The organism is uncultured Sphingobacterium sp., from assembly GCF_964277905.1.
Taxonomy (GTDB): domain Bacteria; phylum Bacteroidota; class Bacteroidia; order Sphingobacteriales; family Sphingobacteriaceae; genus Sphingobacterium; species Sphingobacterium siyangense.
In genome coordinates, this window is sequence record NZ_CAXYKD010000019.1 from 12,203 (window position 1) to 31,208 (window position 19,006).

The 19,006-nt window shown below is 39.3% G+C and carries 15 protein-coding genes; 9 read left to right on the forward strand and 6 right to left on the reverse strand.

Annotated features, from left to right (window positions below; genetic code table 11):
* Positions 1 to 58: 58 nt before the first annotated feature.
* Positions 59 to 1,393, reverse strand: coding sequence for an SWIM zinc finger family protein (locus ACHWSC_RS08450; protein ID WP_394676451.1), 1,335 nt, complete (start codon positions 1,391 to 1,393; stop codon positions 59 to 61).
* A gap of 4 nt (positions 1,394 to 1,397) precedes the next feature.
* Positions 1,398 to 4,508, reverse strand: a complete 3,111-nt coding sequence (locus ACHWSC_RS08455) for a DUF6493 family protein (protein ID WP_394676452.1) — start codon at positions 4,506 to 4,508, stop codon at positions 1,398 to 1,400.
* A gap of 92 nt (positions 4,509 to 4,600) precedes the next feature.
* Here ACHWSC_RS08455 and ACHWSC_RS08460 point away from each other — a divergent pair, with 92 nt between their 5' ends.
* From ACHWSC_RS08460 to ACHWSC_RS08470, 3 genes are all read left to right on the forward strand, one after another.
* Positions 4,601 to 4,825 carry a hypothetical protein gene (locus ACHWSC_RS08460; protein WP_394676453.1) on the forward strand — a complete coding sequence of 75 codons (225 nt, stop codon included), beginning with the start codon at positions 4,601 to 4,603 and terminating at the stop codon, positions 4,823 to 4,825.
* A gap of 99 nt (positions 4,826 to 4,924) precedes the next feature.
* Positions 4,925 to 5,779, forward strand: coding sequence for a ribonuclease E inhibitor RraB (locus ACHWSC_RS08465; protein WP_394676454.1), 855 nt, complete (start codon positions 4,925 to 4,927; stop codon positions 5,777 to 5,779).
* A gap of 423 nt (positions 5,780 to 6,202) precedes the next feature.
* Entirely contained in the window at positions 6,203 to 6,730 is a 528-nt protein-coding gene (locus ACHWSC_RS08470) for a hypothetical protein (protein WP_394676455.1), read from the forward strand.
* 69 nt (positions 6,731 to 6,799) lie between these two features.
* Here the strand turns inward: ACHWSC_RS08470 and ACHWSC_RS08475 are convergent, their stop codons facing one another.
* A complete protein-coding gene (locus ACHWSC_RS08475) occupies positions 6,800 to 9,151 on the reverse strand; it encodes a BamA/TamA family outer membrane protein (RefSeq protein ID WP_120336523.1) in 2,352 nt (783 codons plus the stop codon).
* 8 nt (positions 9,152 to 9,159) lie between these two features.
* On the opposite strand from ACHWSC_RS08475, the gene ACHWSC_RS08480 reads away from it, so the two are divergent.
* Positions 9,160 to 9,909, forward strand: coding sequence for a TrmH family RNA methyltransferase (locus tag ACHWSC_RS08480; protein ID WP_394676456.1), 750 nt, complete (start codon positions 9,160 to 9,162; stop codon positions 9,907 to 9,909).
* A gap of 24 nt (positions 9,910 to 9,933) precedes the next feature.
* Here ACHWSC_RS08480 and ACHWSC_RS08485 read toward each other — a convergent pair whose 3' ends face one another.
* Positions 9,934 to 10,314 (reverse strand): VOC family protein, encoded by a 381-nt coding sequence (locus ACHWSC_RS08485; protein ID WP_201665220.1) that lies wholly within the window; start codon positions 10,312 to 10,314, stop codon positions 9,934 to 9,936.
* 216 nt (positions 10,315 to 10,530) lie between these two features.
* On the opposite strand from ACHWSC_RS08485, the gene ACHWSC_RS08490 reads away from it, so the two are divergent.
* The 5 genes from ACHWSC_RS08490 (at position 10,531) to ACHWSC_RS08510 (ending at position 16,945) form a co-directional block, all read left to right on the forward strand.
* Positions 10,531 to 11,703 (forward strand): MFS transporter, encoded by a 1,173-nt coding sequence (locus ACHWSC_RS08490; RefSeq protein WP_394676457.1) that lies wholly within the window; start codon positions 10,531 to 10,533, stop codon positions 11,701 to 11,703.
* Between the two features lie 198 nt (positions 11,704 to 11,901).
* Positions 11,902 to 12,816: a hypothetical protein gene (locus tag ACHWSC_RS08495; RefSeq protein ID WP_394676458.1), complete on the forward strand. Its 915-nt coding sequence runs from the start codon at positions 11,902 to 11,904 to the stop codon at positions 12,814 to 12,816.
* On the forward strand, positions 12,813 to 13,490 hold the full coding sequence (locus ACHWSC_RS08500) for an ATP-binding cassette domain-containing protein (protein WP_201665226.1): 678 nt from the start codon (positions 12,813 to 12,815) through the stop codon (positions 13,488 to 13,490). The genes ACHWSC_RS08495 and ACHWSC_RS08500 overlap by 4 nt, the downstream gene beginning before the upstream one ends.
* 27 nt (positions 13,491 to 13,517) lie before the next feature.
* Positions 13,518 to 14,066, forward strand: a complete 549-nt coding sequence (locus ACHWSC_RS08505; RefSeq protein WP_394676459.1) for a GNAT family N-acetyltransferase — start codon at positions 13,518 to 13,520, stop codon at positions 14,064 to 14,066.
* A gap of 143 nt (positions 14,067 to 14,209) precedes the next feature.
* Positions 14,210 to 16,945 (forward strand): DNA gyrase/topoisomerase IV subunit A, encoded by a 2,736-nt coding sequence (locus ACHWSC_RS08510; protein ID WP_394676460.1) that lies wholly within the window; start codon positions 14,210 to 14,212, stop codon positions 16,943 to 16,945.
* Positions 16,946 to 17,026: 81 nt separating this feature from the next.
* On the opposite strand, the gene msrA is transcribed toward ACHWSC_RS08510, so the two are convergent.
* Complete coding sequence (gene msrA, locus ACHWSC_RS08515) at positions 17,027 to 17,542, reverse strand: peptide-methionine (S)-S-oxide reductase MsrA (RefSeq protein ID WP_083663801.1); 516 nt, start codon at positions 17,540 to 17,542, stop codon at positions 17,027 to 17,029.
* 199 nt (positions 17,543 to 17,741) lie between these two features.
* Complete coding sequence (locus tag ACHWSC_RS08520; protein ID WP_394676461.1) at positions 17,742 to 18,770, reverse strand: N(4)-(beta-N-acetylglucosaminyl)-L-asparaginase; 1,029 nt, start codon at positions 18,768 to 18,770, stop codon at positions 17,742 to 17,744.
* Between the last annotated feature and the right edge of the window lie 236 nt (positions 18,771 to 19,006).

The following is a 19,006-nucleotide window of genomic DNA, read 5'->3' on the forward strand; positions in this document are numbered from 1 at the left end:
CCCCTATATTTTGTTACTTCATACTTCGCAGCAAGCAAAGTATGAAGCAACAAACAGGTTAGCCATTCAACATCTTGACGGCAAGTATATGTTTGCATAGCCCTCTTTTTCCCTGATGATTAGTAAACCAATTGCAGGTACATTGCTGCTTGTCGTCCTGTATAATGACGGTATGTTGCACACCTGACCCGTCCACTCTAGCTTCAATATAATCCTTTGTATTCTTAACAAATTGTACACCTGCTGTGGCAACGAGTTTCTTTGCATTTTTTAGCCTCGGGTTCAATGCCAAGATACGTTCCATCTTAAACGGTAATCGTCTATAATAGTGCTGATGGCTATGCAGATCATAGCCAAGCAACCCAATAGAAGACAATGATGCTGATAGCGTGTCCATCGTATCAAAGTCGACATCATGCTCAATTGAAAGCATTGTTGGATCAAATAACTCGTTGGATTTAAGTAATCCGTTGACGGCATGAATCCATTCATCCGGAACGGCCTTAATCATATTTTCCAATACATTACCTTCGCCCGAAAATCCGCGATAACTATCTGGTGACAACGCAAGAGTCAGTCTCATTTTACCAAAGTCGGCAACAAAAGCCGCACTTTCACCTCCTTTTTCCTGATAAACAAACAACTTATCTGCGTAGGTCAACAACCCCTCCAGTAAACGCAACCGCTGTATACCACCAATACGCACCGCATCACCTGTACTTATAGGGGAAAACACAAATCGGCTAGCCCTTCTCGTCAGATAAAATTCTCCCTTCACATTCCCTTTCGGAATGCCCTGAAATAATTGGATAAGCTGAATTTTATTTAATTCAAACTGTAACTCCATACCTGCCAAATATAATTGGACCGAAGTCAGCCCTTTGATCCAACGCGGGGGCAAAGTCACTTTCTTTTCGGTCACTTTAGCCTTATCAGTACTAATGGCAACCTCATTGCTTCCTACTCCCAACACCATCTTTTCGGTTTTCTTGACAGCATTTAGCGCATTGAGCATCGGTTCATTGAAATCCACATTGGTTGTACCACTCGTAATAAACTCACCATCAATAGCATCTTCCAATAAATCCAGGCGTGCATAAACACCATTACAGGAAGAAAAGCCCTCAAAACGAATCTGATTGGTACCAGCAGAAACGATAGGATCTCGTAAACTCGGAGGTACGGGACCAAAACTTGACCGCACTACTTTCGACAAGGTCAACAAACATTTGGATGTCAGTAAAGGATCCGTCAAACTCCCCCAAAAGAAACAAGGTACATTGGCGATTTCTGCCAATTCCGACTGATGTGCCAATACCAATTGCTGTATGCCCGATTGTTGGGTCAGTTGTGAATTTCTTGCATAGCTAATCGCTAAATCTTGCTCTGCCATATTGTTATTTTCTTATTTTTTTCAAAATGGGTTGTAAACTCTTATATATTTCCAGCTTCTCAAAAACCTGTTGAAGATCATCTGTAAAATGATATTGCTCCTTGTTCATCAAATCGTAATAATATTCGACGATTTTTTTAAAATTGGTCGGCATTTTTTCAGCAATGATGTAATGCGCAAAAGCCGCATCCAATAGCTGCAACAAAGCATTGTTATGCTTCGAAGATATATCGCGACATTGCTCCAACACTTCAACACAACGGCCAATCGGACCATACCCATTGCTCAGCAACATTCCCAATTGTTCACCTAATACAGTGGTGTCCAATCTATTTTCGTTAACTGCAGCCAAAATAACTTCAACAGCCATTGCGCGCACCTCCTTCTCTTTATTGAAGAGCGAAGTTGCCAGGTATAGATTGGACTGTTGATCAAAACGGAAAAAATCGTACAACATCTCTTGCAGGTAGGCTGCTGAAGACTTTCCACCAATATCACTTTTGCTATTCAGTCCCATCGTTAAAAACATGGAAAGACTTTCCGTATTCTGTGGCATCAAACTGTGCATATAGGCTATATCCGCCCTGTACAAATAATAAGACGATAAGGTATCATTCCCACGGTTGAAAATATCTTTGTGGTACAAAAAGGTCTCCGTTCCCAGCTTGTATGAGGGGAAATGATAGGTCAGCTTATCTCCGTTATATACCTGCTCCGATTTTCTAGTCGTATAGTTATAACCGTTATAATAGGTTGGTTCTATTTTCAATGCCGGGCGGAATGGCTGTCCAGCAAAAGGAATATCCGCTAAAGGCCCTTTGGTAAATTCTTCAAAATGGGTATCACGATGATGCGTGCGCGCCACTGTAGCCCATACACCAATCCAATTGACCTGATCGGAATCTTTGGAAGACAATAAATTTTTAAGCCAAGATTGCTGCTGAACCTTCATCGGATCCAAACCTAGGGCATAGCTGATCACATCCTGTACCTGCTGTTCCTTTATTTGTTTTATCAGTACTTCAATTCCTTCCAGATCTTCACGGACAGTACGGCTCAGTGCTATAGACAAATCCAATAAATTGATTCTCACTCCTGCTTCCTGATAAGCCAAAATACGCTTAACGAGAATGGTCGGTGCGATCCAAAATGGTCGGTGTGTCGGCAGACTCAAAAGTGGCAGGCGGACACCATCAATCCGATAACGCTGCAATAGCTCCAATTGGCTGCCTATGAGACTGACCCATTTCGAGTAATTGTGATACCGATCCTTATCTTTATATACTACCGTAGGTTTATAATACATATTAATAAAGGTCCCTGAGAAATGATTGTACCAGGAAGATTCGCGATAACCTCCTGTTAGCTGTTTTATGTAAGGCTCCAGCTGGATCTGATAGTCCGAGGGAAAAACAGCTGTCTGTTGCACCCAGGCATTCATTAGGATCTCCACCTGAATGGGGTCGGAACCTCCGATTACCTCCCCTACCTTGAAAAATAACTCGTTCCAGGTCTGTGGATAGTCATAAGCTTCGTTCAGGTAACGAACTTCTGTTGGCTGATAAATATATTGCGCTGAAGATTGACCATTCAGCTCTGCTAGGATTTCGGCTTCAGAATATCCATCCTCTTGCAAAAGATGCTTCAGGTCAACAGCCACTGAACCCATCATTTGGGCTTTATATAACTGAAGCTTACCGGAAAGTTCTTCTGAAGGCTCTGTCTGATTTTTTAAGATGAATTTACTTGCTCTTTCCTGTAACTGTAGGTCCGAAATCATAAATAGATCCGCAGCCAGGGAAACAAATCGCTCCCGCCATTCCGGTTTTTGTTTCAATAGCTTATCAAATTGAATCAAAAGAGTTTTAAGACTTGTCTTAATATCACTCCGCATAAAGATAGGTTCGGCCCAATCTAAAAATTCCTGTAACTGGAAATCACGATGCGATAAGAATGGTTTTAGATACTCAACCACAAAATTGATCACAGCACTATGTTCAGCATGCAATAAGGAAAAGAAACGTTGCTGATGTTCAATCACTGTATTCTCGGAAAGCTTCATCCGCTCAATAAGCTTTCTGAAATAGCTTTTTAGATTATTATTCCAATTTTTGGTTTGAGCCTCGAGCGCCCCAGTGATGATGAGTTCCGGATCGATTTTTCCGTTTTCCAACAGCGTATCAAACACCTTATCCCATAACAATTCATTAACCGCGTTCTGATAATTATAATTCCAATACGTGCTGTGAATACCAGTTTCATATTCAAATACCAGAGGAATATCCCGTTGGACCGTCAATTCATCTGTTGTCAGAAGCTCAAAAAAACTTTTTGATTCATAATTATTAAACCCAGAAATTGAACCTGCATAAAGCTCCGGTTCAAAATCAACATGCCCCATTTGCTCCAAAAAACGGAGATTGTCGTAATTAATCCGTTGCCACTCATTTTTACGAACTAACTGTAATAAATATCCACCCAACCAATTGGGCTTGGCATAGGCAAGGATCTGTATCACCTCCTTGCTCCGGGCCTGGTTCAAAAGTTCATAAAAAATATCCCAACTACCGGCATCCGAGCCGGAAAATGTGGCGAGCGCCAGTAATTTTACCGTACGCTGTTGCTCCTTCGTACCCCGTGTCCCCCAGTTGTATTGCGTCTTATTTTTAAATTCAGGATCCTTGGAGAGATCACTGTAGTCGACCCAATATCGCTTGGCAACACGAATTTCTTTTTTTAAAATTTCCAGGTTGCCACTGGAATATTCTTCCAGAAAAGGGATGATATCTTCCGTCCTTGCCTCTTTGATAAGCAACTTCAGTGCTGCTACCGCTTCTTCTTTTCGCTGGCTGGCAGCCGTTGGCTGTCTAACAGCGGATCCTTTTTCCTTACTGTCTACATCTACAGCACCATCTTCAGAATAGCCTTTTTTGGTCTTCTCTGAAATTAATTTATCGGCATCTTTAAGACAGGCTTCCTCGGAATCAAAGGTTTTACTTTTACTTTGCCCAGCGGTTCCGTTCCGTCCATAGGTGACTGTGTGGGTTGCGCCCGCTGTTTGTATTTCCCAAAATTTATCCGATGTCCCGTCTATGTATTTTAAGTGCTTAAACATTATTTATAACTGTAATATCAATTATTTCGCTTACTGTTTAAATATAACGAAAGTAGCTAAAAAAACGTATATTGACATTAAATCACAGCCGCATGAAACGTTTATATATCCTATTTAGCTTTGCTTTGTTATTTTCAGCAACAATGATTGCGAAAGCTGGTCTTTCACCCGATAAAAGTTATTCTAAACAATTAATATATACGCTTCCTGACAATGTCAGAAAGTACATCACACAATTGGCCATTTCGGATGGCTTAGCTAAAAACTCCATTAAAATAAAAACGCGACAGCTGGAGCGAGATTGGTGGCGTGATTAGATTCTTAATGTTAATAAGTTGATTTTGTATATTTATGCCTTAACTTGAATTCAATAGTATTTAACTTCAAACAATATCTATTAATAACCAAACTGGAAAATGAAAAATCTATTTATCTGGACGTCTATACTCGTTTTTTTCGCTTGCAATAACTCGAAATCTCAATCTTACAAAATACCGTTAGAAGAGATCGAAGAAATGTTTTCTAAGATGGAAGCTAATGGAGTTTATACAGATACAACTTTGCTTTGGGGATATTTTTTCACTGCAGATAAAAAAGATCATTTTGATCAGATCACTAAAGAACTCAAAAATCAGAATTTTGAATTTGTTGAAATTTTTCAGGCAGACGACAAAAGCTATTGGTTGCATCTAGAAAGAAAAGAAATCCACAATCCAAAGAGTTTATTTGAACTTGACAAGGTACTCTATCATGTAGCGAAAAAATATGAAGTCACTTATGATGGCTTTGATGTTGGAAATATAAACAAGGGCCAGCCAATACCGCGAAATACATACGTTGTACCGGAAGAATTTAAAACTAACGATTACTTAAATGACAATTTTCCTTACTTACTGGTCCTTAATACTGCATTTGATAGCTTTCTTCATAAGTCCGAATTTTGCTACTTTGCAAAAATAACAACAGCTTGTGTTAGCAAAGACGCAGCGACAATGCTACCAACGAATGAAGAACTGAATGATTTAGATCAATTTGAACATACTATTGAAAATTACCTGAAAGAAAGTAATATCCAGTGTTACTATGTTTTCAGAGACACCCACAAAGGAATCAGAAATTTTTATATCGTGACAAATGACACAACAGGTACGACAACCGCCCTCAATAATATAAAGAATTCAAAAAAATTAAGAGAATTTGATTTTGCCATAGCAACAGACGAAAACTGGGACTTATATCATAATTTTAGAAAGAAAATCCACGATAAATAACATTCTTGAACAGTTAATTTATTCAAATTAATATATGACGGGCCAAGATATAATCAACAACGTCATTGAGAGGAACTCACTAAATATTCTGTAGTAAAATTCCAATTAAACTTTTAATCTTATCTTCAGTATCATGGCTTGCAAGCTGATAAACGAAAAAATAAACGGATGAACCCGAACTTCACTGGACTGGAAAAATTACCCAGAAAATCTGCAAAAAAAAAGAAAGTTTTCCATCAGAATCGGCCCCAAATAATTTAAGATTTCCAAAAGAAGATTAAAATCCCTAAAATTGCATACTCATTTTGACAAGATTTGTTTCGACATCATCAACATGAATTTGCCCTGGCTTGTAGAACGTGATATAAGCAATTAAGTCAAATCTCTTGCCACAAATCGGCTAAAATTAACGCTTATAATAAGATGAAAAAGATTATATTTTTTCTATTACTGATACCTTTTTGGGCGGCTGCTCAAGAGCAAAATATCCAAAACTTTATCGTAAAAGAAAACCTTTCCAAAAATGGAAAATTGGCTATAGTTGCATTGGATTCACTTGGAAACACCAATGAAAACATCCATGGCAATTACCTATTTACAATCAATGGTTTCTCGCAAACACTACAATTTCATGAGGGTGTCGCTGTCCCTAATCAGAAAATTGAGTCATCAACATTTGTATTCTTTAGCCATAAGAATCAACAAACTTCCAAAGGTCGCTTATTTTATATCTATAAGAGCGATAGCGGACTCTCTCCTTTTGCCATTAGCGGATTGATGTTTTTGATTATCCCGGCCATTGTATTAGGAATAGCTTACATGTTTAAAAAAGTGATTATGACAGCGATCGCACTGGCTATAGTTTTCTTTTTATTCAACCATTCACAGGGTTTAGACTTGAGTAAAATTTTCGAATCTATATTTTCAAGTCTCAAAAATCTCATCGGTTGACAACACGATCTCTCGGGAAATCACATCAATTGATGTGATCAAAGTAAATCATAACAAAACGATTGTACATTAGAACGGCATACCGATTCCAAAATTGTATTGAATAAAATTGTATCTGTCGGGTCTATGGGTTTCATAATATTGTGCCTTAAATTCCTTGGAATCAAAGAAGTGTTTGATAACCCATTGATCAGCACCTGAGAATTGTGGATCTTTTAGTTTAAGCCCGGCATCTAAGCGAATCACAAAATAGTCCGAATCGAAACGAAGTCCGAAACCGGTACCGATGGCGACTTGCCCAAGGAATTTATTGAATTTAAACTCTCCACCCGGATTTAGTTCTTCATCCTTCTTCAATCGCCAAACATTTCCCATATCCACAAATGTCGCTCCATTCATCTTTGCGCCCAGAAAGTTATTAAGTAATCTGAATCGATACTCCGCATTCGCTTCCAGCTTAATCTCCCCTAACTGATCCAAATTACGCAGGTTTAAACGCAAATCCTCACTAAGACTCTGCCGGTTATATGCACCTGGTCCAAGGGTACGCGCCTGCCAAGCGCGTATACCATTCATCCCCCCACTATAAAAGCTCTTTTCAAAAATCAACAGTTTTGAGTTATTACCATAAGGAATCGCTATCCCTGGATTAAAACGGAAGACAAACTGCCTATTTCCACCAAGATTTCGGTATAAACGATAATCGAATTCTGTCTTGGCGTATTGAAGAAAGGGCACACCAAATATTTTTTTCTCACCATCAGCATTCTTGGGCAATTTTGCCAAGGAGCTAATAAGGTCCAGCACGTTTCCACTCACGTCCAATGTTCCTCTGAAATATTGAAAATCCTCCTTGCTATTCAATTTCTTGCCATTCAGGATAAAGGTATATTGTGTTCCTAAACCAAAATACTGGCGATCGTTGCTACGTACATACAGCTGGTAGCCTTCCTGTACAAGCTTGTTCCGAAAATTGGAATCCAAGCGTCCATCCCGATACTCCAAAACGATAGGCGTAAAACTATGGTACTTATTTTCTGTTTCATACCAAGAGTAATTCAGCGATGTGATAAAATAGCGGTTTGAATAGGTTTTATCTTGATCGAACAACTGCAATGTCATCGAGTAGGTCGTTTTGGGCAAACCAAACTTCCCCCCCGGATTAATATGAAAGGGCACCATTAGACGAGGAATAACCAAATTTACGCCCGCTTGAAAATCGTTATTGAATATTTTGCTGGAAAGCCCTCCTGCTAAACGCGGATCAAACAATACGCCATAACGTAATTTCACTTCCAATTGCTCCGAACCACCAAAGATATTACGTTGTGAGAATGTATTTCCAATATTAAATCCGCTCATACCTGAACTAAAAGTATACTCCCCCTCTATCTGGTTTCCCATACGAGGTCTTGGAACGAAATCATAGTGCACATCTAGTTTATTGGAATCTTTTTTGACAAACTGCATTTTGACAGAACGAAAACCATTCATCTCGTACAATCGGTCATAGGATTTATTTTCCTCCCGCAAGGAATAGTACTGACCTGAGCGTAAATACATATAACGTTCCAAAGGTTTCCATCTGAAACTATTCGTTTCATCAACAAATAAAAGGCGTTTTGCAGAATCTAGGATACGACGTGGCTCCTTCTTCGACATTGTTCCATAATTCCTTATCGTCATATAAACACTGTCTATTTGATACTTTTTATGTATCGTAGAGTCAGATGGATTTTCGACATTAATTTTCAAGTCGATCAAAGGTCCATCGATAGTTGAATCGACCCCAGCCCGCATATACTGCCTTACATAATCGTAATACCCATTGTTACGCATCGAAACATAAAGTTTCTCCCGCTCATCAAGCAACTTTGCGGCATCGTACTGGGTATTGGATTTTACGGAAGTTTTAGGAAGTACCTCCCGTTCAAATATTGCCTTTATATCTTCATCTTCAAATTTTCGATCTATATTTCTAACTTGATAAGGAACACCTTCATCTACTTTAAAATCGATATGTGCTCGCTTTTTGGAAACTGAAATCGTAGGTTCGACCTTAGCTTTAAAGTAACCTTTTGAAAATAGAAAACGCCGGATTTGATTGGCAGACAAATCTACCATTGCCGAATCCAGCAAGTGAGGTGGTTCGCCGACATTCCTAATTTTCTTGGTTTTATAGCGTCCGTTTTTAGTATTGAACGTATTGTAAATAAATAGATTTACCCTTGAATTAGGTCTTATTTGATTGGAAATATACGTTTCGGATGATTCTTTCAATGCAGGGGTGACACCAGAAATCTGTACTTTTGTAACCAGAGCTTGGTCATCGTCAAGATATTTTGAAGACCGGCATGATGCAAAAAATAACACTAAAAGCGTTATACTTGCAAATCCGATAAAACGAGTATACTTAATCATCAATAAAAATGTTGTCAAAAGCGCAAATCAGTCTAATAACGTCTCTACAAAATAAAAAGTATAGAAAACAACACGGCCTGTTTATCGTTGAGGGTATAAAATCCGTGATGGAATTTATTTCATCAAGTTATGAGGTTGAGTCTATTTTCTACACGGACGACGCCAACACAAAAGTGGGTAAAATCTCGCATAATATAAAATCCCATGAACTAACGGAAACTGAATTCCAAAAGATTAGCGCACTGAAATCGCCACAAGGTATACTCGCTTTGGTCAAACTTCCTTTACAGCAAAAAATTGTACCAAGTGATTTAAAAAATAAGTTTAGCCTCGTACTCGATGATGTGCAGGATCCAGGCAATCTGGGGACAATTATCCGCACGGCGGAGTGGTTTGGAATCGAACATATTATCTGTTCCATTGGCACTGTAGACGCTTACAATCCTAAAGTAGTGCAAGCAACTATGGGCTCATTGGCAAGACTGCAGATCCACTATACTGATTTAACTGATTTTATTCCGGCTACTGGATTGAAAGTGTATGGCGCCCTACTTGATGGTCAATCCATTTATCAGACTGTGTGGGCTAAAGAGGGGCTAATTGTTATGGGTAACGAAGGAAATGGCATCAGCGACGAAATAATAGCTTTGATCGATCAAGCTGTCACTATACCACGCCTAGGGCAAGCCGAATCATTGAATGTAGCCGTAGCAACAACGATCTTCTGTAGTGAGATTTCCAGACAAAAACTGACCTAAAACAGATTCAATTTGATGCTTCGCTTAGAGCTTTTGATGTAATCCGATCCTGTTTCCTTCCAAATCTTCAATCTCTGCTACGGCAAAGCCCAAGTCGGTATGAAAGGTGGCTGGATATAACTCTTTTCCCCCAAGCGCTAGCGCTTTCCCGATTGTATCGATCACATTTTCTACATGGAAATAAATCAATATTCCTACTTGAGTGGGTTTATAAATTTCCCCTTTTGCTAAAGCTCCCGTAATTCCCGGAAGCATCTCCTGAAAAGGAAAATAAGCCATTTGATTTCCGTCAAACTCCTCCCGTTCAAAGGAAAAGTTAAATGTTTGACTGTAAAACCGAACAGCTCTTTCCATATCCGTTACAGGAATTTCAAAATATACTCCTGGATTTCTATACCCGTCCATATTTAAACACTGATCTTCATCAAAAATATCAATTTTAATAGAGAAAAAGCCCCGTCGCGACATTTTTCTATTCGTTTAAAAGATTCGATTAATTTTTGTTAAAAGAAAAAGCTTAATCGCTCCAAAAACTGTACATTTGAACAGTTCAATTGAAAGACGGATCGATACCGCTATCCATGTTCTTTTTTGAATATTCACACACGATAAAATTACACCATGCCCGCTGAACAGAAATCCATCTATACGTTACAATTTATTTTACTTTGCTTAAGCTCGCTCCTATTTTCTTCTAGTTTCAATATGATTATTCCGGAACTACCCAATTATCTGAGCAGTTTGGGGGGTGCGGAATACAAAGGGCTAATCATAGCATTGTTTACTTTGACTGCTGGAATTTCGCGGCCTTTTAGTGGTAAATTGACCGATCGGTGGGGACGTGTACCGGTTATGGCAATTGGATCCATCGTCTGTTTCATCTGTGGTTTTCTTTATCCGATTTTAACGTCAGTCGCGGGCTTCCTATTCTTACGATTGATACACGGCTTTTCCACCGGTTTTAAACCTACCTCAACTTCTGCGTATGTCGCCGATCTGGTTCCTCAAAAAAGATGGGGTGAGGCTCTTGGCATGCATGGACTGGCTTTTAGCGTCGGTACAGCTGTTGGCCCAGCAATTGGGAGTGCCATTTTCGAGGCCTTTGGTATCAATGTTATGTTTTATTGTTCTTCTTTCATGGCACTTCTTTCTATTCTTATCGTCATTAACATGAAAGAAACACTGGCGAAAAAAGAAAAATTCAATCTTTCCATGCTCAAAATAAACCGCAAGGATATTATTGAATGGCGTGCCCTTCCAGCTGGAATCGTCACGTTTTTATCTTATACCGCCTATGGGGTCATTTTAACTTTAATTCCCGATTGGAGTGAATACCTGGGACTTAAAAACAAAGGACTATTTTTTCTGGCATTTACAATCGCATCGGTGCTGATACGCTTCGTATCCGGCAAAGTTTCGGACCGTTACGGGAGACCAAAAGTCATTGTTGTCGGAATAGTCATTATTGCTATTGCACTCGTTGCTATCGGTATTGGCAATAGTTTCATTGGAATGATGATCGGCGCAAGCATCTATGGCGTGGGCACAGGTATACTCTCCCCTGCCGTCAATGCTTGGACGATCGACCTTAGCCTACCTGAACATCGGGGCAAGGCAGTAGCAACCATGTATATCTCACTTGAAGCTGGAATAGGGCTTGGCGCACTGCTTGCTGGATTATACTATAGTGATGTTATCCTCCGGATTCCAGTCATTATGTATGCCAATGCGGTAGTTTTGCTACTTGCGCTGACCTATATGCTGAACTGGCAGAGAAAGCACAAGGCCCACTAGCCTTTATTGTTTTTGCAAACTCATGCAGGACCGAACCTCATTTTCTCTTTAAATGTGTTTCTCAATGGATAGCGGAGAGATCAATAAACTGCCTAGTAATCCGACTACCGAGAAGAACAGATAAGATCGAATACTTGCTTTTATATGCCACGCAATTATATTGCATATAAAAGGTAATTTATCTAAGTTTGATTTATCATGGTAAGCAATTATTTAAAGCTTCAGTATACTTTACTATCTCGGCATATTCGGGCTACAGGACTGCCTGTTTGGCTCGCCTTTCTCCTGTTGTTTGGATTATGTTATTTTGCTTATTATGCTTTGGTTCAATACCCGCTTTTCGGTTGTTATGCACTACTGCTTTGCAATTTTCAAGCACTATTTCTGCTCACAGAAAAAAACAGAAATGACTTTCTCAAAAATACATACAGTAAGCGAGATTTTCATAAGATCAGAATAGTTGAGAATGGGCTATTAACGCTGCCGTCCTTCGTCATTCTTATACTCCACAGTCAATGGCCCTATGCATTGTTATTGGTTACTTTGGCAGTTGTTTTTGCATTTTTGACATTTAGGGCTTTCGGAAAATCTATTCCGACACCTTTCGCAAAAAAACCTTTTGAATTTATCATCGGATTCCGACGGAGCTACTTGCTTTTACTTGTATTGTATCTATTGGCTGGAATCGGTTTTTATGTAGCCAATTCCAATCTTGTTTTATTTTGCGTCGTTTGCATTGCGCTCACCTGCGTTTTCTATTATCAATTTCCGGAGCCTATTTTTTACCTCTGGAATCACCATCATACACCAACAGTCTTTCTGATGCAAAAGTTTAAAAGGGGAATTTTACAGTGTCTGCTTTTGGTACTGCCCCTTCTTTTTCTGTATGTTGTCATCTTTCCATTGGATTTATTTAATGCCTGTATTGTATTGGGCGGAATATTACTTTTACTTCCTTTTGCAATCACATTGAAATACGTCGCTTACCCACGGGAGATCAATTTCCCCGAAGGTTTTGCTTTGGCACTTTGTTTTAGCTTTTACCCTTTGATTCTAGCGCTCTTGCCTTTTTATTATATCAAAGCAATCAACAATCTAAAAAATCACTTATGATCGAGCTTACGAATATCAATAAGTCCTTTGGACAGCATCAAGTACTCCACGAGGTTACTTACCTCTTTGATAGCGGAAAAGTATATGGTATCGTCGGTGAAAATGGCGCTGGAAAGACAACGCTGTTTCGTTGTATTGCTGGACTAGAAACCGCCTCGGGAAGTTTAAAATCTGATTTAGAACCGCTGAAAAACAATTTAGGTTACCTCACCTCGGATCCGTATTTCCTTTCAAAGCTCACCGGCGAAGAGTATATTTATCTGCTGACGGATGCACGCGGTAAACAGATCAAAAACCTCAGTGAGAGAAATATTTTCGAGTTGCCCTTAAAGGAGTATGCGAACGCCTATTCCACGGGAATGAAAAAAAAACTAGCCCTGACAGCTACTTTACTTCAGGACAATAATTATTATATCCTTGACGAACCTTTTAATGGCATCGATCTACAAAGCAGTATTATTCTTACGGAGATTATTCTTCGTTTAAAAGCGATGGGCAAAACGATCCTGATTTCATCCCATATCTTTTCTACGCTAAAAGATACCTGCGATGAAATCTTGGTACTCGAAACTGGCAGAATTAGTAAATCTGTAAAAAAAGAGCAGTTCGGCGACTTTGAAGAGGAAATGAAAGAAAAAATACTACAAAAAGATATCGACAAATTGTGGCTTTAGCATGCCGTAACACTTGAGATAAACAATATGGAAAAACACTTACCTATACTGGAAACTGAACGTTTAATTATCCGTCCAATACAGATGGATGATGCAGCTTATTTTTTCGCAATGGATTCACAGCCGGAGGTTCATACCTTTCTGAATAACGAACCTGTTCAATCTATTGAAGAAATGAAAAAAGCCATCGCGCATATTCAGCAACAATATGAAAAATACGGTATAGGCCGTCTAGGGGTCATTGAGAAATCAAGCAATCAATGGATAGGCTGGACGGGATTTAAGTATATTGACGAATTGGAGAACGGACGTATTGGATTTTTAGACCTTGGTTATCGTTTCAGAACGGAATCTTGGGGAAAAGGCTATGCGACAGAAGCCGCACTAGCCTGCATGCAATATTACAGCGAACAGCTGACCCATTTTGAAGTACATGCCATCACACATACGGAAAACCTGGGATCAAGGCATGTCTTGGAAAAAGTAGGATTTCAGGTAACTGAAGAATTTCATTTCGATCTATGGAATATTCCCTGTTATTGGTATGATCTAGCCATTGACCAATCAACAAACTAATTATATTAGTTATAAAAACTAATTTTTTTAACTTTTCATAGTTTCACTGGGATAAAACAAAATGGTTTTGTATTTTTACACGTTCGAATAAAATATTATTTCGAACATTTCTGTATTGTACAATTTAATCTATTGCTGAGTAAATGAGTGACGAAACGAACTTCCCAACGGAAGATAATCAAGAAGAGCTGGGATCAGGAAAAACAGAAAACGGAAGTCAAACGATACCTTTATCAGGACTATACGAAAACTGGTTTTTGGACTATGCATCCTATGTCATCTTGGACAGAGCCGTTCCACATATCAATGACGGTTTGAAACCCGTACAACGTCGTATCCTCCATTCCTTGAAGGAAATGGATGATGGACGATATAATAAAGCTGCCAACGTCATTGGTAACACGATGAAATATCACCCACATGGTGATGCTTCTATCGGTGATGCCATGGTACAATTGGGACAAAAGGATCTCCTGATTGACTGTCAAGGTAACTGGGGCTTCCCAATTACGGGCGATTCTGCTGCTGCTCCACGGTACATCGAGGGAAGATTATCCAAATTTGCAAATGACGTTGTCTTCAATCCCGAAACAACTGAGTGGCAATTGAGTTATGATGGACGGAATCGCGAACCTGTCACACTTCCGGTAAAATTCCCATTATTATTGGCTCAAGGTGCCGAAGGTATTGCTGTTGGTTTAGCAACCAAGATTATGCCGCACAATTTCATTGAGTTAATTGACGGATCTATTCAGGTATTAAACGGTGAACGTCCGAATATCTTCCCAGATTTCCCTACGGGTGGTATGGCCGACGTTTCAAATTATAATGAGGGTCAACGTGGCGGTAAAATCCGTGTACGTGCGAAAATTGAAGAACGCGACAAAAAGACACTCGCAATTACAGAAATTCCATTTGGAACCACGACGGGCGGTCTGATTGAAAGTGTGGTCACAGCAAACGATAAGGGAAAAATTAAGATCAAAAAAATCGAGGACAATACAGCAGGAAATGTAGAGATCATTGTGCATTTGGCTCCTGGAATTTCTCCTGATGTAACGATTGATGCTTTATATGCCTTTACCGCCTGTGAAGTCTCTATCTCACCTAACACTTGTGTTATCAAAGATGAGAAACCTCACTTTATGAGTGTCAATGACATTCTAACGGAAAACACAATAAACACAAAAAATTTATTGAAACGAGAATTGGAGATTCGCTTAAACGATCTTCAAGAAAAAATCTTCTTCAGTAGTTTATTAAAAATATTTATTCAAGAGGGGATGTACAAGCATCCGGATTATGAAAATGCAGGTGACTTTGAAGTCGTGGTGCAGGTTCTAAATCGCTTGTTTGAACCTTTCTTCGATCAATTTTATCGTGAGATACGACCAGAAGATTACAAAAAATTGATCGATAAACCAATGAGTAGTATTACACGTTTCGACGTTAAAAAAGCGGACGAAATGATGAAAACACTCGAAAATGAGATCAAGGAAGTCAAGCGTCATCTGCGTCAATTGACAGAATATGCCATTGCATGGTTTGAGAAATTGCGTGAGAAATATAGTAAAGACCGCGAGCGTAAAACTGAACTGCGTATATTCGATAAAGTAGAAGCGACCCAAGTTGCCCTAGCAAATGCCAAACTATATGTCAATCGTGAGGAAGGATTTATTGGCTCAGGCATGAAGAAAGATGAGTTTGTATGCGACTGCTCGGATATCGATGATATTATTGTATTCCGCGAAGATGGCAAATATGTTGTTAGTAAAATCCAGGATAAAGTATTCGTTGGAAAAGGAATTATCCACGTTGCTGTTTTCAAAAAAGGTGATGAACGTACAATCTATAACGCCATCTATAAAGAAGGTGAAACTGGTACCAGTTACATTAAACGTTTCTCTGTGGTAGGTGTCACTCGGGATAAGGAATATGATGTATCCAAAGGATCCAAAGGGTCTAAAATCCTATATTTCACAGCCAATCCAAACGGTGAAGCAGAGATCGTTAATATACAGCTTAAACCGCACACAAAATTGCGCAAGTTGAATTTTGACATGGACTTTGCCGAGATTGCAATCAAGGGCCGTGCTTCACAAGGAAACATTGTATCAAAATATCCCGTCAAAAAAATCAGCTTTAAAAGCTCTGGTGTTTCCACACTGGCAGGACGAAAAATATGGTACGATACCATCATGAAACGTCTAAATGCAGATGAACGTGGCCAATACCTTGGCGAGTTTGACGGCGACGACAAGATATTAGTGGTTCTTTCGGATGGTAGTTACGAATTGTCAAACTTTGATCTGAGCAACCACTTCGACGAGAAAATGATCCGGATCGAAAAATACCACCCGGACCATATCTATACAGTTGTGCATCAGGACGGCAAGAGCGGAACGTACTTTGTTAAACGTTTTAAATTTGACGATCAACCTATTGGAAAACGCATTTCCTTTATTAATGAAGATGCGGGATCTAAATTGGTATTGATGAGTAATGCGGCTGAACCGATGGTCAAATTGGAGATTTTAAAAGGTAAATCCCAAACGGAAGAAACTCTTGATCAGCCTTTGACTGAAATTATTGACGTAAAAGGAATAAAAGCACAAGGAAACCGCCTGTCTTTCCATACTGTAAAATCGGTTACGCTAACAACGGCGGATGAAGATTTAAGTCAAAAAGGTAAAGAAAAAGCAGCCGAAACGAGTACTGATACCACAGAAACAACGGTTGATAGTACCATAACGGCAGAGGACGGTTCCGTGAAGGAGAAGGAGATAGAGTCAACCGATAAAAATGACGATATCAAATTGGAAATCACTAATCCAAATGACATCCAAATCGACGATAAAGGACAGATGGAAATGTTCTAACTCGTGTTCAATACACAAAAAAGGCTCGAATAAATATTCGAGCCTTTTTTGTGTAGGATACAACACCTTAAGTATTGTCCTTTAAGCTTTAAATTCTTTTAGGAATTTTTGAAGTTTTGGAGCAATGACTACTGAACAAAATGGATTTTCAGGATGATCATTAAAATAATTATGATGATAATCTTCTGCTAACCAAAATGTCACAGCTGGTTCTACCGTTGTGACAATAGCGTCCTCATAAACATCCTCATTTTCCAATTCGTCGATAAAATTCTGCGCTAAGATCTCCTGTTCTTCATTATGATAAAAAACAACTGATCTATACTGCGTCCCCACATCGTTACCTTGACGGTTTAATGTCGTCGGGTTATGTGTCTTAAAAAAGATTTTCAATAGGTCTTCATAGTTCACTAGCTCTTCGTCATATTCTAGCTCGACAACCTCAACATGATCGGTTGTACCTGTACAGACCTGCTCATAAGTTGGCTTATCTACATGCCCTCCCATATAACCAGGCAATACCGATGTTACCCCTTCAGTGTTTTGGAAAATAACTTCTGTACACCAAAAACATCCTCCTCCAAATGTTGCTTTCATACTTTTATAATCTTGCGTATTTTAATCTTACTTTTTCAAACACTATAGCCGATTTAGTAGCCACAGCGAAAAATGTTTAGACAAATATAATTATTAATCGGCAATGAGATACACTGCTACCATTGCGAAAAATGGCAGCCTACGTTCCATTTACCACTTGAGAACGCCGCCCTCGTACCCATATTCCCCTATTTTAATATTAATAGTAGTGTTTTCCTTTAATCAATAAATCTTGTTGTTTACTGTCACAAACCGCATAGGAAAAACCTTGTTGTAGCGCATAGGCACCATATTCGCCTTTTTTATTTATTGCTAAGAATCCAACTTGAATTTCCTTCGCAATTGCAGGTTTCTTCTTCACGATACGCATAACAGCTTCCTTACAGGCATCTTCCGGAGAATAACCCTGACGCATCAATTCGACAACCAAGAAACTACCTACATTCCGTATGACTTCTTCACCAACTCCGGTCGATGTAGCTCCGCCCACTTCATTATCGACATAAAGTCCGGCTCCAATAATAGGGCTATCTCCTACCCGACCATGCATCTTGAAAGCCATACCACTGGTTGTACAAGCTCCAGAAATATTCCCATTGGCATCCAATGCCAACATACCGATCGTATCGTGGTTATATTGGTTTCCTGGCAAACGTTCTGCTGCAAAAGATTGGTTTTCAATATTGGCTACAGGTTTGTATTTTTTCTCCTTCAACCATTCCTTCCACGCTTTTTCACCTTCTGGGGTCAGTAGATTTTCTTCCTTAAAACCATTTTCTAACGCAAATTGCAATGCACCTTCGCCTACCAGCATCACGTGGGGTGTTTTTTCCATAACCATCCGCGCTACTGATATTGGATGTCCAATTTTTTCCATTCCAGCAACAGCACCACAGTTACCATCCGCATCCATGATACAAGCATCAAGTGTGACGTGACCATCGCGATCTGGATAACCACCTTTACCAACTGTCATATTTTTGAGATCGGCCTCGGGCACACGCACACCTTGTTCCACCGCGTCCAATGCCTTGCCTCCTTTGGACAATATTTCCCAAGCGGCTTTATTTGCTGCAATCCCAAAGTCCCAAGTTGAAATTACAATAGGATATTTTTTAACACTGCCCTTTGCTGTAATCGTCAATCCTTTCGCATCAAATGCTGTCAATGTCCCCATTGCCGTCGCAGCAATCAAACCTTGCCTAATAAAATCACGTCTTGAACTCATTTCCTTATTAATATTTTATAAAACTATCGCTATTGATTAATTCGGCAAAAAACAATCATTAAAATTGCCTTCAGTCTACCGAATACAAAAAATTTTCATCATTGACTGCACAAAGACATCGCTTTCTTTCTAGTGTATTACACGATCTTACGTCACATCTGCCCCCAATCTACTTCATCGATATACGCTGGAAAATGCTATTCTACATTTTTACAGCTTCGTGTTAAACTGAAGAA